We start from the raw sequence: 26,704 nt of genomic DNA, 5'->3' as shown, positions 1-26,704 counted from the left end.
TGCGAAAAGCCCCCCTTTTTTCGTAATGATGAATCATCTCTAATCCTTATAGAAAAGTTCCTTTATAAACAGGAACTATGTGACTTATGTAAAAGTAAGTTATATTAAAAAAGGACGTCCTTGTTACTAGAAAAAGCCTAGTAACAAGGAACCTACCTGATTAATTAGGCCAGCAAAGAAAAAGGCACTGGTTATAGTCAAGACAACGATATACACAGCAACTTTGACACCAAATTCCTTAAATAGTACGCCAAAAACAGCCAAGCAAGGTACGTAAAACAAAGCAACAACAGAACCTACTAATAGTTGTAGTGTAGTTAAATCCATTTCCAAAAGAGGCAATACACCTAGTTCACGACGAATAATACCAAGCACCAGCGCCAAGCTAGCTTCTGGTGGTAAGCCCATCCAACCTGACACGAGAGGTTTTATGTATTCGCCAAAGACCTCTAAAGCACCCGTTTCTACCATAAGAGCGGCTAAAGCAATACCAAAAAACAAAGGTAGCTGTGCGTCAACCATAAAGTTCTTTGTTCTTAGCCATATCTTCCTAGTAATAGCTTTCCGATCGGGGAGCAAGAGATTAGGAATCTCTAATAGCATAGGATCGATTTTTCCGGGAATTATTCGCCCCATAATATTACCAGCCACCACAAGAGCACCAAAAGAAATAATTAGCATCAGTATTAACACTGTTATGGAGCGTTCTCCAAGTAAGGCGACAAAGGCACCTGTTTGCGAGGCACAAGGTATAGCTAGTGACACTAAAGTTGCTACGATAAGGCGCTCTTTATAGGTCGTTGCGGCTCGAGTACCTAAAATGGCTGGCACAGCACAACCGTAGCCCATAAATAAAGGTACTACGTTACCTCCTTGTAGACCCATACTGCGTAAAGTTCTATCTAATAGCACACCTAGGCGAGGCATGTAACCACTATCTTCCATAAAAGCCAAGACAATGTAAAACAAAAAGATATAAGGTAGAATCAAGGCAAAAGGCCATTCTATCATCTTCACAAGAACGCCATATTCACCGACTAATATGTTAAAAAGAAGTCCTTCCGTCACAAATAAAGCAACAAAAGACTTAATTGCAGGTACGATTAGGTCATGTGTAACAGGCAAGAAAAAAACAGCTCGTAAAGCTTTACCGCCACCAACGACTAAGCCTAGAGCCACTAAAAGTACGAGTAGAGCAATTGGCAACCCGGGCATTGGTCGAAGCATCCAATCACCAAGGCGTTGGCGAAAAGTAGGTTGCCTTTCCTCTACCCTCAGAACCTTATCTACAATTCGACTTATCTCTTGCCACTGTTCTTTTTGTGGCTTTCCATCAGGTTTACAAGATTTCAATTCAATACTGGCCGTCTTGACAACTTGATCCAGCACTTCTTGTAAACCTTGATTGCGAATAGCAATAATCGGAAGCACCGGCGCATCTAATTCACGAGCTAAGGCTGTTGTATCGATGGAAATACCTTCTCGCTCTGCAATATCTAAAAAGTTAACAGCAAAAACGATAGGAATATCGCATTGTTTTAGTTGTAGGGCTAAGTTTAAGTTACGTTCCAGATTAGTTCCGTCAAGAACACATAAAATCAGATGAGCACCTTCGCCAAGCATATTAATCGCCACTTCTTCAGCAGGCGATGTAGACTCTAAAGAGTAAGTACCAGGTACATCAATCAGAGAAATTACTTGACCACGGTATTCTGTTTTTCCACTTGTAAAACCGACGGTAGTACCGGTGTAGTTAGCAGATAATACTTCTTTATTAGTTAGTTTGGAAAAGACAACACTCTTACCTACGTTGGGGTTACCCATTAAGAGCACTCTTATTTCATCAGCTCGTACTGGTAAAAGTAGTTCTTCTTGCGAATGGCAGTCCAACAGAGTCACCTCTTTAATAGTCCTTCTTTGTACTTTGAATAGAATCGATTAACTAGTCTCTTTTACTGTGATCTGATCAGCTAAATCTTTGGCGATTGCTATATGGCGACTCCCTATTTTGATAACAATAGGACCTCCTAAAGGCTGTTGAGAAAGCACTGTAACTGTAGCTCCTTCACGTAATCCTAGAGATTTTAACAAGCCTACTTGTGGTATCTGTTCAATCACATATTTGCTTTTTTGATCTATGTTGTACAAGGGCATATACTCATCCCCTTTCAGTGTGATAATGACTGTAATTTTCAGTTTATAATTAAAGATATGATACTCATTTTCAATTATATTCCCATTTTTCTGCTCTGTAAAGAGCTTTTTTCCATAGTTGGTATTAAAGAAAAAAACCACTAATGCCTTTAGGCAAAAGTGGCTTAAGCTAGTTTGTATTATATGCTATTCAACTTTTCTTTTACTTCACTAAAGGTGCTAAAGCTCGAAACTCATCAGTACAAGCTCTTTCTAGTAAGTCAAAAAAAACTGATTCGCTATTCCAGATCTCCGCTCCTAATTCTTTCATCATAGCCAAACCATTTTGGTAGTTTAGTTCTCTGCGAGAACCAATAGCATCGCTAGGCAGAATAACTCTGTAACCTTGGTTTAGGAGATCTCGTACTGTTTGGAAGACGCAAACGTGACATTCTGTACCGACAACGATAACATCTTTGCGCTTTACTTGCTCTAGTTCTGTCAGTAATTCTTCGTTGCAAGCGCTAAAGGTGACTTTTTCTAGGACTTTTGCTTCAGCCAGCACTTCTTGCAATTCTTGTACCGTCGTACCTAAACCTTTAGGATACTGTTCCGTAATTAGGATAGGTATGGCCAACTTATGAGCTGTCTGCGCCAAAATTGCAATGTTACGCAGGATCACTTCTTTTTTGTCGATAGCTGGTACTAACCTTTCCTGAACATCAATGACCAAAAGAAGGACTTCTTCTCGCTTAAGGCGATTGTAGGCCATGTCTACCCCTCCTACTCTTACTCACTACTTGTCTACTACCAGAATTGGAGTTCCATGGTTTTTTCTACCTTATGCTTTTGAAGTCCTGCCTTAATTAGGGAAAATCTCTATTGACCCAGTTTTTTATCATCTTGATCGTAGTAGGTTTTACGATTGTGGTTCTGTAGCTACTATACTTTCTCTTTCTGTTAGTAGGGAAAGGATATATTGCTGAACTTCTTGACGACTTAGAATGAACATATGACCTGACAAATCGCGATGAAACAATCGACCACCCTCGATGACCTTACCATCAGCTATAGGCTTACCCTGTTCATCAACGATAAAGGATGTAAAAGCAGGGACAATTAGATCACTTTCTGCAGAAAAAGTAGCTACACGCAAACCTTCTTCTTGTAAGGCTTCAATCATCTGACGCTTTGTATCTATAAAGTCTGGTGAAGCACTGTACTCCCAGATCAGCTGTTTAACAACTGGTGCCGAGAAAACATGGCCACTATACTCCAGAAGACGCATTAGCGGCTCTGGAAGTCGAGCTGAAGAACCGAGCAAAGGAGAATTGAGTGTTACAACACCTTTTATTCTTTCCCTATTCTCATGATTAGTTCTACTTACAAAATCAAGGGCAATTCTACCGCCTAGACTGTGACCGACCAGCAAAAATTGAGCCTCTTCATGTAAAAGCGTAAATTCTTCAATCATGGACTCTAAGGCTTGTACACTTACTTGCATAGGTTGACCTGTATCTCTTGGTGAGTATTTTCTAGGATGCCAGATGCCTTTACGTATCTCCCCTCCTAGATAGCTATACTGTAAAAAACGATCATCATAGAGGTTATAGCCAACTTTCGTTAAGGCTTTGCGAATCTCATGAAAACCCATATTGTTAAAGCGACTGCCATCAGAATAGCAACCTAGTCCGTTTAGAAAGACGATATAGACATTTGCTATCGTCTCTTGATCGGCAATTACTCTTTCTACATTCCATTCTCTTTCGTTTATGGGCTCATTGCCTAGATAGGGTCTTTCCCAATAGATAAGAGAAGCTAGTGCTAGTAACATCACTAGACTTATTACCACAATCTTTTTCATAAGTCTATTTTTTTGATTACTTTGTTTACCTATACTTCTGACAGATGGTTAATTTTCTCCATAAAAACAAAGACCTTCTTCTCTAAGGAAAAAGGTCTTCATTGGTTAAAAATTGTTAAGCCCGGTAAATGATCTTTGCAAGTTAAGCAGTTCCTTCCGGTTCATCCCAAGCTTTTTGTAAAAGGTAAGCACCGCCAAAAAATAAAACAAAGCCCATAACGCCAGCCATGATATAAAACCACATTAAGGTAGCTAGTTCGCGCAAAGCTTCGTCGTCATCAATTAGAGCCTCTAGTTCCGCAACCGCTTCTTCTCCTCTAGCACTAGCTTCCATCATAACTTCTTCAGTAATCCCTAATTCAGCTTTCACTTCATCAAGCGTACCGAGGACTTGGAAACCAGCGTAAAACCCCCACAAAAGAACTACTATTCCAATTGCTTTTAATATTTTCGGCATCCACTGTTTCAACAACTTACACCTCCAGCCTGATTTTTTCGCCAGAAAAACGCTTTTCCCTGCTCTATTTCACAAAATATTTCGAGATAGAGATGAGAATACTTCTAGTTGACATACCTTTTATGGTCATTACTTAATTAAGGGGGATGTAATGCTTTATGACTTTTAGCCGCCCCAATCGTTCAGAAGCTATTCTCGCACGAAACAGAACACCTAATTCAATTACTACGATCAGCGGTCTCTGCGCTACCTGTTCCAGAGAGTGCCCTGGTCTTTGTGAAGTAGCCAAAGCGGCTTATCGAGGCAAAGAAGTTCTTTATCCTCAGCCTTTTGGTGCTATAACAGCTGGTTCTGAGAAAGTTTATCCCATTGATTATTCCCACTTTAATGTGATGGGGACAGCAGTAGGCGCTTGGGGAATTCCCGAAGATAGTGATCAGGCCATTTTCCCTAACGTCTCTACTAGTACATCTATCGGTGCAACACTGAACAAGATTAGCTTAGATATGCCTCTTGTAGTTGCCGGCATGGGTTCTACCAAGATCGCCGCTGACTTCTGGGCTGGCATGGCTACAGGAGCGGCTATTACAGGTACAGGCATCGTTATTGGCGAGAATGTCTGTGGTATGGACCCTGAGTTAGAAGTAAAAAATGGTCGCGTGGTACGTTCGCCTGATCTAGAAAGGCGCATTCGAGATTTTCTAGATTATGATGAAGGCAAAGGCTTTATCGCCGTACAGGCCAATGTAGAAGATACCAAGCTAGGCGTGCAAGAGTACGCCATTGAGAAGCTTGGCGTAACTACAGTGGAGCTTAAGTGGGGACAAGGCGCTAAGAACATTGGTGGTGAAGTGAAGCTAAACTCTTTAGAGAGAGCTTTACAATTAAAGTCTCGTGGCTATGTTGTTTTGCCTGATCCCGAAGACCCAGATGTTCAGAAAGCCTACAAAAAAGGTGCTTTTAAAGAGTTCGAGAGACATTCTCGAGTTGGCATGGTAACAGAAGAAAGCTTCCATCGCCGAGTAGAAGAATTGCGCCAAGCTGGTGCTCAGTATATTTTCTTAAAAACAGGCGCTTACCGCCCCGCAGATCTAGCTCGTGCCATCCGCTTTGCTTCTGATGCTAAACTTGATCTACTAACTATTGATGGAGCTGGTGGTGGTACAGGCATGAGCCCCTGGCGCATGATGAATGAATGGGGCATTCCTGTAGTAGAAATCCACTCCCTCACTTATCAATACGCTCACAAGCTTAAAATGATGGGCAAGTATGTGCCAGCTATTGCTTTTGCTGGTGGCTTTAGCTCTGAAGATATGATCCTAAAAGGACTTGCTCTAGGCGCTCCTTACACGAAAATGATTGGTCTCTCTCGCCCTGCTGTTATCGCATCCTTCGTAGGACAAAATATTTACGATGCCCTCAAAGCAGGTAAAGAAATTAAAGCCTACAGCACCTACGGTCAAACAGTAGAAGAAGTCTTTATCTATGCTACAGAATTACAACAACGGTTTGGTAAGGACTTCGACAAATTACCACCAGGAGCTATAGGTATGTACTCCTACTATCAGAAATTAAAGCAGGGTATGCAACAATTCCTCTGTGGCTTAAGAAAATTCAGCCTCGATTATGTAAGTCGCGACGACATTGCCGCCCTAACACCAAAAGCGGCTAAGATAAGTGGTATTCCTTATATCATGGAAGTGGATAAAGAAGAGGCCGAGAAGATTTTGACGCGTTAAGAAGACTGTTAGAAAAACTATTCCTTTTGTGGTAGCCCTGTTCTAAGCAAGCTTAGAGTTTCTAATTGTCAAAAGCTAGGGCTACCACTTTCTTGCTAAACGCTTTGATCTCATCAAGCTGAGCTTCAATAATTTTTTGAATAACTATAAGGTCAAGACTCTGGTAATCATGAACAGCAATATTCCGAAAGCCTACCATAGCTTTAAGATTTTTCGCCATCGAAGCTTCAATAATTCCTACTTTCTCTAACATATCAAAAGCATCCCTACTACTCTGAGGAATACCTAATTTGCGTTCCGAGACAATATGCATAGCTAGATCTATAGAAGCTTCACAAAGACGCTGAAGATTTAATACAATAGAGTCTTGTTTGGTTAAGTCTTGTAAGTTATCAGGATTGTTATCGTAAACTTCATTGATTCTGTTCATACAACGTTCAATCACTTGCACCTTATTCAAAATAACATCACTTACCATATATAGTCCCCTCTCTGGCAATTCTATCTAATACAATCTGTCGCTCTTCATTAAGTTTTGCATACTTCTTCAATACTAAAATTTCAAAAAGCTTACGTTTTTTTTGATCACTACAATATAGTAAACGATAGGTACTTACAATCTGACTTTGAAAAACAGTAGAAACTTCGTCTAAGTTGATCAAGTCGACAGGACGCCGCAATTGCTCGCCCATAGTCTGGGCTAGCAAGAATACTTGATAGGAATCTATTTTTTTTTCTGTCAAAAAGGCAATATCAATATCACTATCTTCTCCTAGCTCACCTCTTGCGGCAGAACCAAATAGTGCTATCAGATAAGGATCGAACTCTTTTGTTATAGATTCCACAATGATTTTTTCCATGATAGCTACCAGCCTTTTCTTGAAATAACTGCTATGTTAATCGAATGCCCATCCATATTTAACCATTTGCTTTTTCTCTTATTCTACCCAATCACTAGAAAATCCTTTCGTGCTCACAATCTCTTTTGTCTTCATCTGCTCTTTTTCTATCCTTCTCCTGTTGTTATAATAAGATCTAGAATAGGGCAATGGAGATGAAATAATGAGAGATAAGCTTCTCCTATTTTTCAAGCAACTAGTATCCGGCACTTTTGGTTTAGCCGGCTTTATTTTTTCTATGGCCGCTTACGAGCTAGGCTTTTTCTTGTCTTTACTTATAGGTTTCTTAGTTTATGGAGGTACTGCCTACGCCTTAGGAGCATCGGCCCATAAAGCTTTACCGGACAATTCTCTAAGTCCCTATGGCCTTGATACTAATTATGTGCAACAAACTTTGCGTGAAGGACAGCAAAAACTGCGGCAAATTGATCGACTTCGCGGTAAGGTCAAAGGATGGTTCATACGCCGTAAAGTAGGTCAGATTCACCGACTAGGCTGTGAAATCCTTGATGTTCTTCACAAAGATCCGAAGCGGGTAAAGTTAGCTCGCACTTTCTTTTCCCATTATCTAGACAGTACCATCACCATCTTAGAGAAATATGTTTACTTATCGTCCAAACCTGTTCACGATGCTGAGATCCGAGGAGCTCTCAAGAAAACAGAAGCTACTCTCGATCAGTTAAAAGTGGCCTACGAAAAAGAATTGGCTCAAATCTTATCTAATGATGTGCTTGATCTAGACGTAGAGCTCGAAGTCTTCAAAAAGTCAATGGATCAAAAAAATCAGAAGAAACCATAACGAGTCAGCTAAGTGAAAGGAGTTAGGAGATATGAAACGAGAAGAATTAACGCAAGAAGGCTTTTCTCTTCTAACAGAAGAAGAAACTCATCGTCCTAAGCCCCCTTTAGAAATTGTTGCTTTGGACTCCTTACCTGCTGAGCAAAGAGCTCAAGCTCAGAAACTATCTAATTCGATTAACCCTGAAGAGCCTCATAGTTTATTACAATATGGCCTACCTGTGCAATCAGATCTATCGCGTTTTTCTGACACTATCTTAGATCATATACGTACTAAAGACACTGGCCCTGTAGGAGAAATAATCAGCGATCTAATGATAAAACTAAAAGGCATAGAGCCTGAGCAACTTGATAAACCAAAAGGCTTCTTATCTAAACTGCCCTTCTTCGGCTCAGCCGTAAAATCAGGCGAAAAACTAATGGCTAGTTACCAAAAAGTCGGTCAGGAAGTAGACCAAATTACTGATCTTCTAGATAAAAGACGACTAGAGCTTTTTAGGGATCTTACCTTGTTGGAAAATCTTTTTCAAAAAAACAAAGAATATTTTCAATCCTTGAACGTTCACATAGCAGGTGCTCGCTATAAGTTAGATGAACTTCGCCAAAAGACTATTCCTCAAATGCAAAGTAAAGTTAGTAAAAGTAGCGACGGCCATGCTGTACAAGAACTGAATGACCTCATACAGTTTGCTGACCGTTTAGAAAAGAAAATCCATGATCTACTATTAAGTCGCACTATTACGATGCAAACAGCACCACAAGTACGCTTGATTCAGAATAACAACCAAGTATTAATCGAAAAAATTCAATCTTCTATTTTGACGACCATCCCTTTATGGAAAAATCAACTTGTCTTAACTCTTTCTCTCTATCGCCAACAGAAAGCTTTAGAAGCACAGCGTCAAGTTACCGACACAACGAACGAGCTTCTTCTTCGTAACGCTGAAATGTTGCGCACTAACAGCACTGGTGTTGCTCGAGAAAATGAAAGAGGGCTAGTTGATCTTGATACATTGAAAAAGACACAAGAGCATTTAATGGCTACCCTCGATGAAACACTGCAAATTCAACAAGAAGGCCGCAGACAGCGACTTGAAGTAGAGCGAGAGCTAGCACAAATGGAGCAAGAACTGAAGCAAAAACTTCTTTCGCTAAGAGACTAGGCAATTAGCTACTTTGCTGGCGATTACAGCGTTCAAAGGAGAATATATAAGCTAGAGATAGCGCCTTTTTTAGCACATAAGTAGATAACAAAAAAAGAGAAGAGGTGAAAGGCCTAAGCCTATAACCCCTTCTCTTTTTTGTATGAAATAATTGAACTGAGTAAAAAGCATCTTATGTGCCCGTTGGAACTGCCGGTTTATCCGGTTTATGATCTCCTTTTTTATTCATATAACCAAGAGCCAACAAAGCACCTAAGATAGTAAAGCCGATGATATCAAGCCAAGTATGGTGAGTTACTAGTAGTAGAGCGGCGGCAAAAAGTAATACTCTTTTCCAAGGTGATACCGAGCCAAAGTACCAGCCTTGAATAGCTGAGGAAAGAGCAAAAATCCCGAGCATAGCAGTAGCCGCTCTAAGCGCAACGTCTACATAAGTATAACCGAAGAGCTCCATTAGTTCCTTATTCATCAATATTTCTGGAGCATAGAAGAACATGAAAGGAACAATGTAAGCGGCAATACCTAAGCGGAAAGAAGTATAGCCTGTTTTCATGGGATCAGAGCCACTAATAGCTGATGCGGCGTAAGAAGCTAGCTCTACTGGAGGTGTAATCGCTGAAACGCAAGCGAAGTAGAAAACGAAGAAGTGTGCCAGCAAGGGTTGAATACCCATCTGAATTAAGCCTGGAGCTACAACAGAAGCGGCAACAGCATAAGCGGCTGTTGTAGGCATGCCCATACCTAAAACGATAGCAATAAGCATGGCGAAGAACAGCGCTAAGAACTGGCTTGTCCCAGCAATACCCAACAGCAGAGAAGAAAACTTCAAGCCAATACCAGTTAAAGCGATGACGCCCATGATAATACCAGCGGCGGCACAAACAGCCATTAGCTGAATTGTACCTTTAGCTCCCATCTCTAGAGCTCGGAAGGTCTTAGCAAAACCCATACGCGAATCTTTGTTTAACCAGCTAATGGCCAAAGCGGCAAGAATAGCATAGAAGCCTGACTTAATTACTGATTGCCCCATCATAAGCATACCAAAAAGGATTAAGACAGGGAAAAACATATAAGAACGCTTCATCACTTCACCGATTGCCGGTAGCTGATCTCGTGGTACACCGTAAAGACCTAGCTTACTCGCCTCTTTGTCTACCATAAAGTAAGTCGAAGCAAAGTAAAGCAGAGCCGGAATAATCCCAGCTATCATCAAAGTTTGATAGGGAATTCCCGTCATTTCAGCCATAATAAATACACCAGCGCCCATAATGGGAGGCATAATTTGCCCACCAGTAGAAGCTACTGCTTCCGTAGCCGCTGAAAAACGAGGGCTATAGCCTACTCTTTTCATCAGGGGAATGGTCAAACTGCCTGTAGCAACAGCGTTACCAGCAGAAGTACCATTCATAGTGCCCATTAAAGCACTCGCTAAAATAGCAACTTTAGCTGGACCACCGCGTAAATGACCACTTACAGAAAAAGCCCACTGAACAAAATATTTACCAACTCCAGAAACAGTTAAAAAGGAGCTGAAAATAATAAATAATATAATGTATTTGGAAGAGATGCTGATCGGTACGCTAAAGATCCCATCAAGTCCATAAATGTAGGTAAAGAATCGCTCTGGAGAGTAACCTCTGTGTTCAAGAATACCCGGCAAGTAAGGACCTAGAAAAGCATAAGCAATAAAAACCATGCTTAAGATCGGTAAAGCCCAACCACTAGCTCGTCGAGCAATCTCTAGTACTAAAATAGTTCCAGCTAAAGCAACATAGAAGTCCATATCGGTAGGCATAACACCCATGCGAAACATGAGGACTTTATGGTTCATAATAATGTAAAGACCAACGACAATAGTCGCACCAGCTAGAAGCCAATCAGACCAATGGGGGTTTGTTTTGCAAGCTTTAGTCCAGCCTGGTAATAATAAAAAGCCAAGTACTGATAAGGTCACTACGTGAATAGTGCGAAAGACCCAAGGGTCTAGTGGATAAAAGACAAGACTGGCAATATGAAAAAGAGCTGTTAAAGCGGCCATCAAGGCAATTACTTTACCAAGCCAACCTTCAGGCTTCCGTTGTGCCTTTAGTTCTATCTCATCATCAACGTCAAAGTTGATTTTTGCCTTCTCTTTCTGTTCCGCAGAGGCCATATTCTTCGTTTCTTCCTCTTCTATACTTGTCTTTTTGTTCTTTTCTTCTGTCATGCGGACCCCTTTCTTAAAGGCTTTTACTTATGGGGAGGCAAAAGTATGGAGATGCCTCACTTGGTGAAACATCTCCAAAAGATAGGCTTTTATTATGACGCTTTTTATCTTACGTACTCTGGTGGATAAACATCGGGGTGAAGTTCAATGCCTTGCTCTTCAAAGAAGCGAATAGCGCCAGGATGCATCCACATCCACGTATTCTTATCAATGTTCTCCATCAAAGTTTCGGAGGCAGAACTATGTACTTGTTCTAAAGTAGTGCGATTGTCAAAAATAGCTTTGACAATATCATAGACTAGGTCATCGTCAAGCTCTTTATGAGCTACGGCCATATTCCAGATACCAATAGTTTCTACGTCTTCTGTTAAGAAGTCATAGGAGGAGGCAGGAATTACAGCTGGTGTAAAATAAGGGAATTCTGTTACTACTTTGTCTCTATCTTCACCATCGAGTCCAAACATAACAATTTTTCGTTGATTGGACATTTCCAGAACACTTGCTACAGGAAGACCTGCCGCAAAGCTATTCACGTGCAACTGGCCATCAAGGTGTTGACTGACAAGGTCACTGATACCAGCATGACGAATCGTAGCGTTGATGCCAAGAAGTTCTAAAATACGAGGATGGTATGTACCAGCCGTACCACCTTGAGGACCAACACCTACAATTCTACCTTCTAAATCTCTTACACCGGTAATGCCGGAGTTCTCTGTAGCCCACCACTGAGAGTAAGTGTTATACATGGGGAATATGACTCGTACATTGCGGTGTTCAACACCATTTGTCCAGTCACCTTCACCATGCCAAGCTTCGTAAGCTGGTCCCATAGTAACAAGTCCTAGTTCCAATTGACCATTGTGTATCAAGGTCATGTTATGGTTAGGTCCACCAGTTACTTCTACACCTGTTGGTATGCCTGTGGCTCTCTCGATAATCTGAGACATACCACCAGCATAGACATAGTAGGTACCACCGATGGAAGCAGAGCCAATAGTCATTGAGGAGGGCTTGCCATCAATTTGTCCCGAATCACCACACCCTGTAAGCAATAAAGATGTAGAAAGGACTGCTGTTGCGACAAAAGCAACTGATTTTTTCTTCAAGAATTGGAACAAACAACATACCTCCAGTTTAATAGTATAAAGATTTCAAATTAACAGAAAAATTAATGCAGACGACCTGTTGCTACTTACTGCCCCCCCTTTTTCCCTTACTTGAATACTTTGATTTAACATTTCATAAGAATAGGATATTTCTTCTAGTTAGCCACACTAAGTTTACGCACATAAAGTTTATCATTATCGCACTTTCCAAGACAAGGTTTCATCATCCATATATGGAAAACAAAACCACAAAAAGTCGACTTTGTTGTTATTTTGTCGAACTACATTTTAATATAGGCATATCCTTCTTGCTGTCGCTCGATCATTTCAGTTATGGAAGAGTTAACAAGGACGAAAACAGATTCAATCATGTCTTCTGTGATAAAGTGTTTTCTTAAGGCATTGCGGCAGGCAATGAAGGTAACGCCACGAGCATGAAGTTCTCGAACTTGAACCATCAGCTTTTCAGGGCGATTAGATCCACATTTGGCTAAGGCTTGGGCGTTATTTTCTAAGTTGATAGCAGTAGGACAACCACAAACTCCAGGACCATTAACAACGACGCATACTTCTGCCTTTTCTTGACCTACATCATTGAGAAAGTTGTCCAGACCGGTAAACATTTTCATCCATCCTGCCATGTCATTAACGTGGATTATTACCTTTTTCTTCTCCATCTGACTCGCTCCTTCTACAATTTTATTAGAATCCTATCAATAACTTATGAATATGTGATTACTTGGGCCTTTTGGTTATTTTGCCCATCCCTTGAATTATAACATAGCCTCGTGATAACTTGCCACAAAGTCATTCTTTTTTTATACATTCTTTACTTTCCATACTTTTTTTCTATCCCCTGATTTCAATCCTTGAGTCTTCCTACTATAGTGGTATAAAATTGGACATGTACTTTTAACTTGGAGGATGTTAAAGATGACTCGAATTGTTGTTGAATTAGTTCCTCGGTCCGAAGAGGTTCTTCGCTTAGATTTAGATACTATTAAAAATCATTTCCCCACGGTAGAAGGTATTAATATTCCAGAATTGCTTCGCTTTGAGATGCGCAGTTGGGATGCCTGTGCCATAGTAAAAGACTATTACCAAAAAGCTATTCCTCATATACGTTCTATCGATATTAATCCTCAAGAGCCCCTGCCTATGGCTCAACGTATACGTGAATTAGAGGTAAAAGAAGTACTTGTTGTAACAGGTGATCCCCCAGCTGATATGCGCAGTAAGGTTTATCCTTGCAACTCTATTGATATGATTAAAAAGTTTAAGCAAGAGCTACCTGATGTAAAGGTTTATGCCGCTATAGATCCTTATCGCAAAAGCATCTATAAAGAGGCCGACTACATAAAGCGCAAGATTGATGCCGGCGCTGATGGTTTTTTTACACAACCTTTTTTCGACTTGCGTTTGATGGAGATTTACGGCGAACTCTTCCAGGGTACTGATGTTTACTGGGGTCTATCGCCTGTAACTTCAGAGAAATCAGTCACTTATTGGGAAACAAAAAATCACGTAGTATTCCCACGTGATTTTAAGCCCACACTGGAGTGGAACGTGGATTTTGCTAGAAAAGCTCTTCAGTTTGCACGACAACAAGAAGGAAATATCTACTTTATGCCTATACGTGTAGATGTCAAAAGCTATTTGCAAGGAATACTAGACTAACTATTACTAGCTAGACAGTAGTAGATTCAGCCTTCTCTGCCTGGTGGAGCGGCTCTTATGAGCTTCTTTTTCATGAATATGTTAAGTATGCAAGAATGGAAAAAAGAGGTGGTTCTTGTGAACCACCTCTTACTTATTACGTGACCACTTGCACCGTTCCTCCAGCTTTTTTGATTTGGTCGATCATGTTATTTACATCATTGTTGTTGAAGAGGTTACCGAGAAGAGGAACTCTTACAAGCAGACAAATGCCAGCGGGAGAACTGATTTCTAGGAAGAGTAAGTTAATAACGGCACCTGGTGGAATATAAATTCTTAGCAAGGTACCAGGAAGTTTTGGACAAGGCTCTTTAGGTTTTGGTCTAACAGCGCCTGCCACATCACAACTGCTACTAACAGCTTTAGGGAAGTAATGATAACAGCGTACCACTTTCTTCTTTTTCTTTTTTATCATCTTTGTTAACCTCCTTTCTTATCAGGTAGTTCATCCTATGTAAGTTCTTTTGCAGTTGTTACCATTTGTGGTAATTTATAGTTTTTTATCCATTCTTAGGAGGCGCTATTCTTGTCGAAATCTTTTTTTGATAAGGTCGTAAAAGGACTTTTTATTGATCGTCCCAATCGGTTTATTGTTAACTGCTGGATAGATGGACAAAAAAAAAGAGCCTATTTACCCAATCCTGGGCGGCTCTGGGAGTTATTCTTTCCTAATCGTAGTCTTTACCTTACACCTAACCGAGAAGGTCAAAAGACAGAATACACTGTTGTTGCCGTAGAGCGTGATGGTATGCCGATTATGTTGCATACCCATGTTACGAATAAAGTAGTACAACATCTCATAGAGACGAATCGTGTACCAGGACTTGAAGGCGCTGAAGTGGTCAAAGCAGAAGCTACTTCAGGTCATCATCGCTTCGATTTCTTACTTCGCTATCAAGGTCGCCCTTATATGTTAGAAGTAAAGTCTTGTACTCTTTTCGAAGGTTCTGTAGCTATGTTTCCTGATGCTGTAACTGAACGTGGTCGCAGTCATTTAGAAAGTCTTGCGCAATTAGCTCAGAATGAAGAAATAGATTGTGGTGTTCTATTTTTGGTGCAATGGCCGCGAGGACGCTTCTTCTTACCTGATTATCATGCTGATCTTGCTTTTGCTCAGACTTTCTATGAACTACGAAACCATATAAATTATCAAGCTTTAGCCATCTCTTGGAATGATGATTTAACTTTAGCGGAAGGACAAGCTCCTTTAACTATCCCTTGGGATTATCTGTCTCAGGAACTTAATGACGGTGGTAGTTATCTAATAGTTATGCATCTACCTGAAAGAACTACCCTTACTGTAGGTAGTCTTGGAGAGATAATTTTAGAGCCTGCTTACTATGTCTATGTGGGCACAGCTAAGACAAATTTAACTCAACGAGTTAACCGCCATTTGCGCAAAAAGAAAACCCTGCGGTGGCATGTTGACTACCTCAGGGAAAAGGCAACTACTTGTTCCGCTCTGCCGATTAGGACGACAGAACGGATTGAACATGATTTAGCAGGGCGACTAGCTAGCTTAGCTCAGTGGACAGTGCCAGGCTTTGGCTGTTCTGATTGTAAGTGTACGAGTCATCTTTTTGCTTTTACCGATAATCCTCAGCATTCAGAGCCTTTTATAGAGATGCTTCAGTATTTTAGGATGGGACGAGTTGAGGAACGTTTACTCAGTCCTCTAGAGTAGTCTGACGGTTGAATGCTGAATCATCGTCAAAATCTTGCGGGTTAATGCTTGATGTAGTAAACACGGCTGTGTTGTCCGGTTTTTCCATATTCTCATTCATCTCAGGATCTAAAGCAGGAAAAGGCTTTCTTGGCTCAGCTTCGCAAGGGTTGAGCTTTTTTTCATGCTTTTCTGTATCCATTTTTATCTTCCTCTCTTCTTAGCAGATGCTTTTCTTTACCCATCTTGCCATAAGAGATTAAAAGATATACTCTCTCCTTACCGTCCATAGGCTCTTATACTTTAGTCTTCATCAGCCTTTCGGCCAGCTTAACAGCTGATACTGCATCAGGTGCGTAACCATCAGCACCAGCTTCTTGGGCATACTCATCTGTAACTACAGCACCACCGACCATAGTAATAGTGGGAAGGCCTTCTGCTTTTAGCGCGGCAATGGTCACGTCAATTTCAGGCAAGGTAGTAGTCATAAGCGCACAAAGACCTACAATATCTACTTCATGGGCTTTTGCTTCGGCAACTACTTTTTCCGCTGGTACGTCTTTGCCTAGATCAATAACTGTAAAGCCGTTATTTTCTAGCAAAGCAGAAACAATGTTTTTCCCTAAATCGTGAACGTCACCTTTGACAGTAGCCATTAAGACTTTACCTTTGCTCGTCATTGACTGGGCTGGTAGTTCTTTTTTCAAAGTTTGGAAAGCGGCACGCATCGTTTCAGCAGCTAACATAACTTGTGGTAAAAAACAACGTCCACTGCCGTAAGCTTCTCCGATCTCTGTCATAGCATCTGTTAAGCCTTTTTCCGTAAGCTCTACTGGTTCTATGCCTTGGCGCAACGCTTCTTGAATTAAGGGAATGATGCTTTCTTTTTCTCCGCCAATAACAGTTTTGCGAATTTGGGCAAGCAAGTCGCCTTCTTCCACTGCCTCTTGATTGAGTGAAGTGCTGTTATTTTGCTGAACTTGTGCGGTAGTTGTACCTTTTGCTGGTTCTGTATAGTTGCTATAACGAATACTGAAAGCTTGTCCTTGCTGGTCATGGCCTAATAAAACTTTGGCGGCATCAACAGCATCTCGTAAAGCTGAGTCAAAAGGATTCATAATGGGGGCATCAAGACCTGCCTCTAAGGCTAGGGCGCAAAAAGTGGCATTTAGCAAATTCCGGCGCGGTAAGCCGAAAGAAATATTACTTAAGCCCATAACAGTAGGGAAGCCAAAATGCTTACGGAATAATCGAAGAGTTTCTAAGGTTTCTCTACCAGCATTAGCACCGGTGGCAATCGTTAAAACTAATGGATCAAGTAAGAGATCTTGAGGACGTAAGCCTACTTTATAGGCGGCATCTACGATCTGTTGAGCTACTTCAACTCTTTCTGTAGCTTTTTCAGGCAAACCACCTGGAGCAATCGGTAAGCATAAAATGGCAGCACCATATTTTTTGGCTAGTGGCAAAAATTCTTCCATTCGCTCTGGCTCTGCACTAACTGAGTTAATCAAAGCCCTTCCTGGATAAGCTTTTAAGCCTGCTTCTAAAGCTTTAACATCGGTCGTATCGATAGCGAGCGGTACATCGACAAGCATAGATAGTTCTGTGATAGCTTTATCCATCGCTTCACTCTGGTTAATACTAGGTACTCCCATATTTACATCAAGAATGTCTGCTCCTGCTGAAACCTGACCGAGTGCTTCTTTTTTGACCATTTTCCAACTGCCCTCTTTGATTTCAGCCGCTAAAACTTTGCGTCCTGTAGGGTTAATGCGCTCCCCGATCATAACAGGAGCAAAAGCAGGACCAAGAAAAACAGTGCGACTGCGACTAGTTAAGGCCGTATAAGAACTAGCTACAGTGCTAGGACGTGTCGCAATAGAAATGCCTGCAAGTGCTCTATGGACAGCTTCAATATGTTCTGGCGTTGTACCACAGCAACCGCCAATATAAGTTGCACCAGCGGCAACTAACTTAGGCGCCCAATCTGCAAATTCTTGAGCCTTCATGGGGAAAACTGTTTTACCGTCTATTAAGACAGGCATGCCTGCATTTGCTTGAATGCTAATCGGTTTGCTTGTAGATTTGGCTAGTATTTCAACAATCGGTAGCAATTGAGCCGGGCCTAAGGAACAGTTTGCTCCAATAACGTCAGCACCCATTGCTTCTAATAAAATAGCCGCCGTTTGCGGATCTGTACCTGTCACAGTTCGCCCATCAGAACCGAAAGTAAGTTGACAGATAACAGGCTTATTGCTTACTTCTTTTGCGGCTAAGAGGGCCGCTCTCATTTCTTGAATATCTATAATCGTTTCAATAATAATATAATCGACACCAGCGCGATCAAGAGCGCCGATCTGCTCTTTAAATACATCAACGGCATCGTCAAAAGTAAGATCGCCTAATGGTGCAATCAGTTTTCCTGTAGAGCCTACAGAGCCAGCTATTTCAGTATTAGGTCCACAGGCCTTGCGCGCCGCTTGTACTGCTCCATAACAAAGCGCTTCTACTTGATCTGCTAAGCCATAATGGGCAAGCTTGATTCGGTTAGCACCGAAAGTATTAGTCTCTAAAATCTGAGCTCCCTTTTCTACATAAAGGCGATGAATAGCTGTAATCGCATCGGGATTATCGAGGTTCATCTTCTCTGGACATTGACCTGGCTTTAACCCGGCTTCTTGTAACATCGTCCCCATAGCACCGTCAAAAACTTTAATCATCTTATGCTCTCCTTTCTAGCGGGACAGTTTTTTTGCTTGCAACTAGCACATTGGTTTCTACAAATTATAGAGCCTGCTATATCAGCTTGTTCTCTCTCTTCTCTTGGTATAAGGCCAATAATAGCCGTTATAGATTTTTGAGGCTGTAACATGGAGTGAGTCGTTAAGTCTAGTGGAAGTCGATTAGCTTCAGTTAGACTAAGTAAAAGACCTTGCACAGACAGTTCCCAATCTCCATAGCCAGGACTAAAGCGCCAAGTAGCCTCGTAGCCTCGACGCTTTGCTTCTTCTTCTATCAATCGATTAGCTTGATTGGCAATAGCTTCAATAGCTGTAGTACCTACTGCATCTAGAAGAACAGCATGGGTGTAGAGGCCAGATGCAAAATGCTCTTCTACAGCTTTTTCCAATTCAGGACCAATTGTAGCCGCAAGAATAACTACTTCCTCTGCTTTAGAAAGGTGCTTAAGAATATCTTGCCCCTCTAGCTGATAAGGTCTAGGGGATTTGATAAGGCCTTGCATATGATCATAGCCATAACTTGTCCAAGTGGCTCGACCTTCTATGTAAAGAAGCCCTTCCTGACAAGCCGCTTGTAGCAACTTTTCAGGAAAGGCTTCTCCTGCTTTTGCTAGACCAGCATAGCGGCGCGTCTCTTCAACGTCAATTGCTGTTAATGGAAAACGGTACAGGTTCATATTACCACCTTCCTCTCCATTCTTTGAATTATATCTTGATCCCCTTCTTTCTGCAAAGGGATTTATATCAATATGGAGAAATGATCTTTTGTAAGGACTAGGAATGTGAAGGAGGGACAGAATCTTGTCTGAAACTAAGAGTTATGGTCTATTGATCGATGGTCAAGAAATATTTACAGACGATCTATTGCCTGTAAAAGATAAGTACACAGGTGATACAGTTGCTTTGATCAGTCAAGCTCGTCAGGAAGATGTAGAGGCCGCTGTTGCTTCAGCAAAGAGGGCTCTCAATAAGCCACTCAGTCCTTACAGCAGAGCACAGATCCTTATGAAAGCTTCTACTATCATCAAAAGTCGTCGCGAAGAATTAGCCAGCCTTATTGCCAAAGAAGCAGGAAAGCCTCTCAAAGATGCTTTGGTAGAAGTAAGTCGCGCTATGGAAACTTTTCGCTTGTCAGCAGAAGAAGCTACGCGAATTACTGGTGAGATGGTTCCTGTAGAAGCTTATCCTGGCTCAGAAAATCGTCTTGCTTTCACAATTCGTGTTCCTCGTGGCCTTATCTGTGCGATTACACCTTTTAACTTTCCTTTGAATTTGCTTTGCCACAAAGTTGCGCCAGCTCTGGCGGCAGGTAATGCTGTGATTGCCAAGCCTGCTTCTGTAACTCCTCTTTCGGCACTGATGGTAGGTAAGATTCTGGAGGAAGCTGGTTTGCCTGCTGGTTGGTATAGCTTAATCGTTGGTCCTGGGTCGACAGTAGGTGAATGGCTTCTAGATGATCCTGCAATTAATTACTACACCTTCACTGGTTCTTATGAAATTGGGAAGCGTATTCAGGAAAGAGCAGGCTTAAGGAAGACTACGCTAGAACTAGGTTCTAATTCTGCTACGATAATTCATAAAGATGCTGATCTAGAAAAAGCGGCACCGCTCTGTGCTCGTATGGCTTTTGCCAATGCAGGACAAGTCTGTATCTCTGTACAGCGCTTGCTTGTTCACCGTGATGTTTATCAAGCTTTCGCTTCCGCTCTTGTCAAGCATACCAAAGCTCTAGTTGTCGGTAATCCCAAAGATCCTGCAACTGACGTAGGTCCTATGATTTCTACTAAAGAAGCAGACCGAGTAATGGCCTGGATTAAGGAAGCTGTTGAAGGCGGTGCTCAACTTCTCCATGGCGGCACAAGAGAAGCTAATTTGATTGAACCTACTATATTAGCTGATGTGAATAGCGAGATGAAAGTCTGGTGTCAAGAAATTTTTGGACCTGTTGTTACAGTAGTTCCTTATGACCATATTGAAGAAGCTATTGAGAAAACGAATGATTCAGAATATGGTTTGCAAGCTGGTATTTTTACTAGTTCCATCGATATAGCTTTAACATGCGCTAAAAGACTTCACGTTGGCGGCGTAATAATTAACGACACTTCTGCTCATCGCACCGACTCTATGCCTTATGGAGGCGTAAAAAATAGCGGAACAGGACGGGAAGGCCCTAAGTATGCTGTTCAGGAGATGACAGAAAGCAAAGTTATACTTTTTAATCATCAAGTTCTTTAGGTATCAAAAAAAAGAAGGCTGTACTGTCTAATTTCAGTACAACCTTCTTTTTTTGCAGTAGAAGTACGGCCCTATCTTTTTACTTTAGCCACTTGATAAGCAAGTGCTTCAATTGTTCAACTTTTACGGGCTTGCAGATGTAATCATTCATGCCTGCTTGAAGGCACTTTTCACGGTCTCCTTCCATCGCACAGGCGGTCATAGCTATTATATTAATGGGTTCAATATGACCTAGCGATTCTTTTTTTCTGATCTCTTCTGTTGCTTCATAGCCATCCATCTCAGGCATTTGACAGTCCATCAGAATAAGATTATATTTTTTTATTGCCACGGCTTGAAGAGCTTCAAGACCATTATTCACCACATCGATAGCAAAGCCCATCTTCTCTAACTGCATTTTCGTTAAACGTTGATTGATTGGATTATCTTCTACAAGTAGTAATAATTTATTATTTCCATCATAGGAGAAGTTATGTTCTGGTTGTACTCTGCCTGCTACATCATCTACATCTGTAAGGTTACATGAAGACGGCGGCACTTTACAATAGTTCTCTTGGAGAAGAGTATTATCTTGCATAGTCTTAGGGGCATCCACTAGGGGGAGTGTAAACCAGAAGCGAGATCCTTCCCCTACTTTGCTTGTAACACCAATATCTCCACCCATCAATTCAAGCAAGCGTTTGCATATGGAAAGACCTAGACCAGTTCCTCCGTATTTCCTTGATGTGGAGCTATCTGCTTGCATAAAAGGCTTAAATAATCTTTTTTGCACTTCATCATCGATTCCAATACCTGTATCAATGACTTCGAATAAGATACAGGGCTGGGATGCTTCATCTTTTTGTAAGGTAACTTGCAAAGTAACATGGCCTTCTTCGGTAAACTTCAAGGCGTTGCCAATAAGATTAAGTAGTATCTGCCGCAAACGCCCTGGATCACTATATAAACAGCTAGGTACTCCTGGACTTATAAAGCATTTTAGTTGAAGATTTTTGTTACCTGCTGAGATTCTCATCAGATCTATGACAACATTAAGTAGTTTAGGCAATTCAAATTCGATATTCTCAATTTCCATATGACCTGCTTCGATTTTGGAAAATTGTAAAATATCATTAATTACAGTCAGCAAAAGTTCTGATGACTCTCGAATAGTAATAGCATATTCTTTCTGCTTTACTCTTAATGGAGTATCTAGTAATAATTCTGTCATGCCATAAATACCGTTCAAAGGTGTTCGTATTTCATGACTCATATTAGCGAGAAAATCACTTTTTGCTTTGTTAGCAACTTCTGCTTCTTCTTTGGCTCTTTTTAGTTCATCTTCTAATTGTCTTCTTTCCGTTATATCTTCTGCAGAGCAAACAATATATTCCACCTTACCCTGACTATCAATTTTGGGAGTTTTTGTGATGGCTAGAAGTCTTTTTTCTCCCTTGCTGTTATACATGACTTCTTCTGTTTTTATTTGCTTTTTCTCTGCATAAATGCGCTCATTGACTTCTTTGCATACTTCTACTTCTTCTGGAGTAAAAAAATCACGTAGTTTTTTATTTTCTACTTCTTCTTTTTTTAGACCAATAAAATCAGCATGAGCTTGATTAATAAGGCCGTAAGTATCTTGGTCTGTGAGATACCAGATATGCGGTTCAATTGTATCTACTAGAATTTGAAGCTCTTCTAAATGTCGGCGAATTTTTTCTTCTGCTATTTTACGATCCGTAATTTCTCGTTGTATGCCAAAGTGACCTGTAATGTGACCTTCTAGGTCATAGAAAGCGATATAGTCTCCTTCAATCCACATCGTAGTACCATCTAGCTTTTGCTCTTTCGTTTCTATGTGAAGTTTGCCCTGATCAAAAAATTTAGTCCAAACTGCTTTGCCGTATTCTATATCATGGCCAAAAAGAATACGAGGCGTCAGTCCTATAAAATCTTCTTTTTTGGCCCCATATTGTGCTAGCATAGCATCATTAACTTTAGTAATTTTATGATGTTTAAAAACATACTCCATAACTTTTTCTTTATCTACAGTATCATCCCACTGCACTGGTTCATCAATCATCATGTAGAAAAAGCCATCCATAGATTGCTGAAAAAACAATTCTAGTTTGCGTTCACTTTCCTTTATTGCTTCCTGATAAAGCGATTCTTTTGTTGCTAGCTCTTCTTGTTGAAGCTTTATTTTTTGAGACAAGGCTGTATTTAACTTTTGGAGATGTGCAATTTCTTCTTTCAGCTTATTGATATCCTGTTCTTCTTTTCCCAAAACTCTTCACCAACCTTGCAAATGCCTTCGAGAAGGAAGTTTTATAAAATTTTTTCTATTTATAGTATACTAGATAGACACAAGAAAATGGATAAAAATCAATAAAGACCATCGATAACTTGTCGATGGTCTTTCATAATAACTATACCTTTATTGTTTACATATATAGAGAAGGGCTTTCTGCGGAATAAGTAATAGCAAGTAACCTTTTGTATTTATCAAAGTTTACAACGAGCGCTTCTACTATTTCTTTATCTAATTTATTCTGCATGGCTTCGCTTTGTAAAATGTTAATTATCATACTTCGATCCATTGCATTGCGATAAGAGCGCTTACTAGCTAAGGCTGCATATACATCAGATACAGCAATAATGCGCGCTTCTAAGGATAATTCTTTGGCCGTAGCTCCCATAAAATAGCCTGAGCCATCTAACCGTTCATGATGTGAGGCGGCCCAACGACTAATAGAACTTAGCTCTGGAATTCGGTCAAGAATCAGAGCTGTATAATAGGGATGCCTTTCTATAATTATGCGTTCTTCTTTAGTCAGAGGGCCTTCTTTTTCTAAGATTTCTTTAGGTACTACAACTTTCCCTAGATCATGAAGAAGCCCTGCTATATATATCTCTTCTTCTTTCTCTGGACCTAATTCAAAATTACGAGCCAGCTTTTTAGCTACTACTGCTACATCACGACTATGATTTGCTGTACCAATACCTTTTTGATCAATAAAATGAGCAAAAAGAACGCCTACAATTCTAAGACTATCACCATAGATGCGCTGTTCTGTTTCAAATAAAGCTTTCCAGCGATCAAGTTCTACAACTCTAGATATATCAAGAGTAAAGCGATAATCCTTTAAAAGATTTTTGGCTGTTTTAACAATGGTGGGGTCAAAAATAATACCTTTGTATTTCTCGATATATCTTTCGATATTAGGACGCCAGGTTAGATAATCTCTACTTGTATCCCAGGCCTCTGTCATTATCATAGCTACTGCCAAGATTCGCGCCAGCAGAGGAATTTCTGTGCCTTGTCGCCCCAAAGGACCAGAACCATCCCAGTTCTCATGGGCTAGCATGACAATTTCTTCTACTTCCATAAGCAGAGGTAAGACGACGTCTTCTCCCTCTTCTTCTTCTTGAATCTTTCTGATGCGATGATGATCGCAGTCATCACACAAAATATTATGCAGTAGACCAGCGTAGTAAAGCAATCTGATCTCTGTTTTTGGTAAATCCATAGCTGTGCCAATAGATGAGGCGATAAAAGCCATGTTCTTGGCATGCTCTGTTGGTTTTCCCTCTGCTAAGTCGCCAGCTAATGATAACCCTTCCATTAAATGGTTTAGCATGATGCCTTCTGTAAGACTTCTACGCCACTGGGGGCTTTTTCTTTTTCCTTTTATCATCACTTACATTCCCCTTTTTTTTATCGTAGAACAAGCGCTTTACTAGATCAATCGTCTTGTTGATTAATTAACATAATAACGAAAAAATTAACATTGTTTCTATAGCATACAAAATCATCGCAAGTAGCATTTGATTTTGATTCTCATCATCATATAATTATAGCTTTTTTACCCCTACTAGACAATAAAGTATTCTGTCTAACTTAAGATTTTCATGTAAATTGTTTTACTTTTCGTTGACCTATGACATCCTGTCATATAGAATTTGTTTTGTACTCAATTGTGACACCCTGTCATGTTGGGTTGGGATTAGTTAGGAGGAAGTGAATTTGCCCAAGCCAACTTTTTTTAATCTTTCTGAAGAAAAAAAAGCAAATTTATTAAAGGCAATAAAAAAAGAGTTCTCAAGAGCCCCTTATAACGAGGCTTTAATTTCAAATATTGTAAAATCTGCTTCTATTGCTAGGGGAAGCTTCTATCAATATTTTGAAGACAAAGAAGATGCTTTCTTATTCTTGCTAGATGAACATATTGAAAATAATAAAGCTTACTTTATTCATAGTTTGCAAAAGTTCAATGGAGATTTATTTCTTACTTATATTGAAATGTTTCATTACATGATAATGAAGTTTGAGAACCAGGAGGATCGTGCATTCTTCAAAAATGCTTTTCTTAATATGAATCATAAAGTTGAAAGTCGATTTACTAGAAAGTTTAACGATAAAGACATTAAGCATTTTTTAGAGATTAAGGACATGGTAAGAAAAGACAATCTAACTATTACTGATGAGCAGGAATTATTTCACGTAATGCGCATACTTACGGCAGTCACTATCCATAATCTTGTCGAAACTTGTGCCAAAGAATTAACTATTGAAGAATCCTTAAAAATTTACACTAAAGAGATTCATTTACTAAAAAAAGGACTTGTTCAAGAAGAAGTTATCTCATCGAATGATACTAATATACATATAAATTAAGAAGCTATCATTAATTTGTTTTATGTAGTTTTCAAATCAGTCTTTTAATTTTATTAGGAAAGAGGCGAGAGTCAATTGCGCCGTACATATTCTATCATAGCCCTTACTGCGTCACTTTTGCTATTAGCTGGTTGTAGTCCTTCTCAACCTGAAGAAACGGTAAGGGAAGAGCGAAAAAAAGTCATGTCTACCCTTGAAGTATCTGATCAGCATAGACAAGCTACACTTACAACTTCAGGTTTTGTAGAAGGCAAAAAAGAGAGTAATCTTTCTTTTGGTACTTCAGGAACGATTACTGCGCTCTATGTAGACAAAGGTACACGAGTTAGTCAAGGTCAACTTCTTGCAGAAGTAGAAGGTGGCGATCTATACGCTAGAGCGCAAGAGTCAGCTAGCAACATTGTTGACTATGCTTTAGAAAACAGAGCTCAACGACCGACTGGTGAAAGTATAGAGAATATTGAAAGACAGCGTCTTCGACTTGCGGAAGCAGAGAGAGATCTAGAGCAAGCGAAAGCTGATCTGGAGAGAATGGAAATTCTCTTTGAAAATGGCGCTATTTCCAAAAAAGATTGGGAAGATCAACAAGCAAGGTATACTCGAGCAGAAAGCGCCCTAGAAAGAGAGCAAATCACTCTTGATGGTATGCTAAAAGGCGATCCTAGCCTCCTCTCTTCCACTGAATCTAGCGTGCTTAATAGCATTAACACTTTAGCACAGGCACAGCGCAATGTATCATCTGCACAAATCCGCGCTCCTTTTACTGGTATTGTTGCTGATGTGACGAGAAAAGTGGGAGAGCAAGCTTCTCCTGGTAACACAATTATCCACCTTGTTGACCTTTCTGATGTAAAAGTAATGCTCCAGGTAGATCGTGATTTAGTTGCTTACTATAGGACAGGCCAACAAGTAGACGTTTTGGGAGAACGAGGCTATCAAAGTAAAGGGACTATTTCCTTTGTTTCTCCTGTAGTAGACGAAAGAAGTGGTAAGTTTGCTGTTGAAGTAACTGTTTCTAACGGCGATGGCCATTGGCGTAGTGGGATGGTTGCTCGGGTAACAGTACCTTATAACTCGGCAGGCTATTGGCTTCCTTTAAGTGCTGTAGGCATGAATACAGCAGGCCATTATGTAATTGCCATTGAAGAAGGCCAAACAGTACGTCGCAGTGTATCAACTGGTTTGGTTGTTGAAGATCGCATTGAAGTTCTTTCTGGCGTTGATAATGCAGACTGGATTATAACAGCAGGTATAGCCTTTCTTACAGAAGGCGAAGAAGTAGAGCCTCGCTTTGTAGAGCCTTAAGTAGAAGCCTGAAGTAATA

At 40.4% G+C, this 26,704-nt stretch carries 24 protein-coding genes; 8 read left to right on the top strand and 16 right to left on the bottom strand.

The features are described 5' to 3' along the window. Positions 1 to 126 precede the first annotated feature (126 nt). The 5 genes from F9B85_RS10985 to F9B85_RS10965 form a co-directional block, all read right to left on the bottom strand. Complete coding sequence (locus F9B85_RS10985; RefSeq protein ID WP_151620867.1) at positions 127 to 1,890, bottom strand: ferrous iron transporter B; 1,764 nt, start codon at positions 1,888 to 1,890, stop codon at positions 127 to 129. 48 nt (positions 1,891 to 1,938) lie between these two features. Next, positions 1,939 to 2,154: a FeoA family protein gene (locus tag F9B85_RS10980; RefSeq protein WP_151620865.1), complete on the bottom strand. Its 216-nt coding sequence runs from the start codon at positions 2,152 to 2,154 to the stop codon at positions 1,939 to 1,941. Positions 2,155 to 2,356: 202 nt separating this feature from the next. Then, entirely contained in the window at positions 2,357 to 2,905 is a 549-nt protein-coding gene (locus tag F9B85_RS10975) for an isochorismatase family protein (RefSeq protein WP_151620863.1), read from the bottom strand. 147 nt (positions 2,906 to 3,052) lie between these two features. Continuing rightward, the gene (locus tag F9B85_RS10970) at positions 3,053 to 3,997 is read right to left on the bottom strand and encodes a serine aminopeptidase domain-containing protein (protein WP_151620861.1); all 945 of its coding nucleotides are present in this window, start codon (positions 3,995 to 3,997) and stop codon (positions 3,053 to 3,055) included. Positions 3,998 to 4,139: 142 nt separating this feature from the next. After that, positions 4,140 to 4,469 carry a hypothetical protein gene (locus tag F9B85_RS10965; protein ID WP_151620859.1) on the bottom strand — a complete coding sequence of 110 codons (330 nt, stop codon included), beginning with the start codon at positions 4,467 to 4,469 and terminating at the stop codon, positions 4,140 to 4,142. 143 nt (positions 4,470 to 4,612) lie between these two features. Between F9B85_RS10965 and F9B85_RS10960 the strand changes: the two genes are divergently transcribed. Further along, complete coding sequence (locus F9B85_RS10960; protein ID WP_151620857.1) at positions 4,613 to 6,193, top strand: FMN-binding glutamate synthase family protein; 1,581 nt, start codon at positions 4,613 to 4,615, stop codon at positions 6,191 to 6,193. A gap of 61 nt (positions 6,194 to 6,254) precedes the next feature. Here the strand turns inward: F9B85_RS10960 and hepT are convergent, their stop codons facing one another. Next, positions 6,255 to 6,671, bottom strand: a complete 417-nt coding sequence (gene hepT / locus F9B85_RS10955; protein ID WP_151620855.1) for a type VII toxin-antitoxin system HepT family RNase toxin — start codon at positions 6,669 to 6,671, stop codon at positions 6,255 to 6,257. After that, entirely contained in the window at positions 6,661 to 7,053 is a 393-nt protein-coding gene (mntA, locus tag F9B85_RS10950; protein WP_151620853.1) for a type VII toxin-antitoxin system MntA family adenylyltransferase antitoxin, read from the bottom strand. Before mntA ends, hepT begins: the two co-directional genes overlap by 11 nt. 202 nt (positions 7,054 to 7,255) lie before the next feature. Between mntA and F9B85_RS10945 the strand changes: the two genes are divergently transcribed. After that, on the top strand, positions 7,256 to 7,891 hold the full coding sequence (locus tag F9B85_RS10945; RefSeq protein ID WP_151620851.1) for a 5-bromo-4-chloroindolyl phosphate hydrolysis family protein: 636 nt from the start codon (positions 7,256 to 7,258) through the stop codon (positions 7,889 to 7,891). Positions 7,892 to 7,922: 31 nt separating this feature from the next. Then, positions 7,923 to 9,053 carry a toxic anion resistance protein gene (locus F9B85_RS10940; protein ID WP_151620849.1) on the top strand — a complete coding sequence of 377 codons (1,131 nt, stop codon included), beginning with the start codon at positions 7,923 to 7,925 and terminating at the stop codon, positions 9,051 to 9,053. Positions 9,054 to 9,225: 172 nt separating this feature from the next. Here the strand turns inward: F9B85_RS10940 and F9B85_RS10935 are convergent, their stop codons facing one another. The 3 genes from F9B85_RS10935 to F9B85_RS10925 all read right to left on the bottom strand — a co-directional run bounded on the left by F9B85_RS10935 (position 9,226) and on the right by F9B85_RS10925 (position 13,042). After that, positions 9,226 to 11,259, bottom strand: a complete 2,034-nt coding sequence (locus F9B85_RS10935; protein ID WP_151620847.1) for a TRAP transporter permease — start codon at positions 11,257 to 11,259, stop codon at positions 9,226 to 9,228. 104 nt (positions 11,260 to 11,363) lie between these two features. Further along, positions 11,364 to 12,377 (bottom strand): TAXI family TRAP transporter solute-binding subunit, encoded by a 1,014-nt coding sequence (locus F9B85_RS10930; RefSeq protein ID WP_243138171.1) that lies wholly within the window; start codon positions 12,375 to 12,377, stop codon positions 11,364 to 11,366. Between the two features lie 269 nt (positions 12,378 to 12,646). Continuing rightward, positions 12,647 to 13,042: a DsrE family protein gene (locus F9B85_RS10925; RefSeq protein WP_151620845.1), complete on the bottom strand. Its 396-nt coding sequence runs from the start codon at positions 13,040 to 13,042 to the stop codon at positions 12,647 to 12,649. A gap of 256 nt (positions 13,043 to 13,298) precedes the next feature. Here F9B85_RS10925 and F9B85_RS10920 point away from each other — a divergent pair, with 256 nt between their 5' ends. Continuing rightward, entirely contained in the window at positions 13,299 to 14,042 is a 744-nt protein-coding gene (locus F9B85_RS10920) for a methylenetetrahydrofolate reductase (RefSeq protein WP_151620843.1), read from the top strand. Between the two features lie 136 nt (positions 14,043 to 14,178). Here F9B85_RS10920 and F9B85_RS10915 read toward each other — a convergent pair whose 3' ends face one another. After that, on the bottom strand, positions 14,179 to 14,496 hold the full coding sequence (locus F9B85_RS10915) for a hypothetical protein (protein ID WP_243138170.1): 318 nt from the start codon (positions 14,494 to 14,496) through the stop codon (positions 14,179 to 14,181). Between the two features lie 111 nt (positions 14,497 to 14,607). Between F9B85_RS10915 and sfsA the strand changes: the two genes are divergently transcribed. Then, positions 14,608 to 15,765 (top strand): DNA/RNA nuclease SfsA, encoded by a 1,158-nt coding sequence (sfsA, locus tag F9B85_RS10910; protein WP_151620841.1) that lies wholly within the window; start codon positions 14,608 to 14,610, stop codon positions 15,763 to 15,765. On the opposite strand, the gene F9B85_RS10905 is transcribed toward sfsA, so the two are convergent. The 3 genes from F9B85_RS10905 to F9B85_RS10895 form a co-directional block, all read right to left on the bottom strand. Continuing rightward, positions 15,749 to 15,946, bottom strand: a complete 198-nt coding sequence (locus tag F9B85_RS10905) for a hypothetical protein (RefSeq protein WP_151620839.1) — start codon at positions 15,944 to 15,946, stop codon at positions 15,749 to 15,751. The genes sfsA and F9B85_RS10905 overlap by 17 nt on opposite strands. A 94-nt stretch (positions 15,947 to 16,040) precedes the next feature. Beyond that, positions 16,041 to 18,467 carry a homocysteine S-methyltransferase family protein gene (locus F9B85_RS10900; protein ID WP_151620837.1) on the bottom strand — a complete coding sequence of 809 codons (2,427 nt, stop codon included), beginning with the start codon at positions 18,465 to 18,467 and terminating at the stop codon, positions 16,041 to 16,043. Then, positions 18,464 to 19,165, bottom strand: coding sequence for a methionine synthase (locus F9B85_RS10895; RefSeq protein WP_151620835.1), 702 nt, complete (start codon positions 19,163 to 19,165; stop codon positions 18,464 to 18,466). Before F9B85_RS10895 ends, F9B85_RS10900 begins: the two co-directional genes overlap by 4 nt. A gap of 124 nt (positions 19,166 to 19,289) precedes the next feature. Here F9B85_RS10895 and F9B85_RS10890 point away from each other — a divergent pair, with 124 nt between their 5' ends. Continuing rightward, positions 19,290 to 20,723, top strand: coding sequence for an aldehyde dehydrogenase family protein (locus tag F9B85_RS10890; RefSeq protein WP_243138168.1), 1,434 nt, complete (start codon positions 19,290 to 19,292; stop codon positions 20,721 to 20,723). 79 nt (positions 20,724 to 20,802) lie between these two features. On the opposite strand, the gene F9B85_RS10885 is transcribed toward F9B85_RS10890, so the two are convergent. Continuing rightward, on the bottom strand, positions 20,803 to 22,989 hold the full coding sequence (locus F9B85_RS10885) for a PAS domain-containing hybrid sensor histidine kinase/response regulator (RefSeq protein ID WP_151620831.1): 2,187 nt from the start codon (positions 22,987 to 22,989) through the stop codon (positions 20,803 to 20,805). A 157-nt stretch (positions 22,990 to 23,146) separates the two neighbouring features. Next, positions 23,147 to 24,400, bottom strand: coding sequence for an HD domain-containing phosphohydrolase (locus F9B85_RS10880; RefSeq protein WP_151620829.1), 1,254 nt, complete (start codon positions 24,398 to 24,400; stop codon positions 23,147 to 23,149). Between the two features lie 329 nt (positions 24,401 to 24,729). Between F9B85_RS10880 and F9B85_RS10875 the strand changes: the two genes are divergently transcribed. Together F9B85_RS10875 and F9B85_RS10870 are read left to right on the top strand one after the other, a co-directional pair. Continuing rightward, positions 24,730 to 25,380: a TetR/AcrR family transcriptional regulator gene (locus tag F9B85_RS10875; protein ID WP_151620827.1), complete on the top strand. Its 651-nt coding sequence runs from the start codon at positions 24,730 to 24,732 to the stop codon at positions 25,378 to 25,380. Between the two features lie 75 nt (positions 25,381 to 25,455). After that, on the top strand, positions 25,456 to 26,685 hold the full coding sequence (locus F9B85_RS10870) for an efflux RND transporter periplasmic adaptor subunit (RefSeq protein WP_151620825.1): 1,230 nt from the start codon (positions 25,456 to 25,458) through the stop codon (positions 26,683 to 26,685). Positions 26,686 to 26,704: the final 19 nt, after the last annotated feature.

It is taken from the genome of Heliorestis acidaminivorans, assembly GCF_008933955.1.
GTDB classification, from domain to species: domain Bacteria; phylum Bacillota; class Desulfitobacteriia; order Heliobacteriales; family Heliobacteriaceae; genus Heliorestis; species Heliorestis acidaminivorans.
The sequence above is the reverse complement of the archived record's forward strand: the minus strand, read 5'-3'. Positions and strand labels throughout refer to the sequence as shown.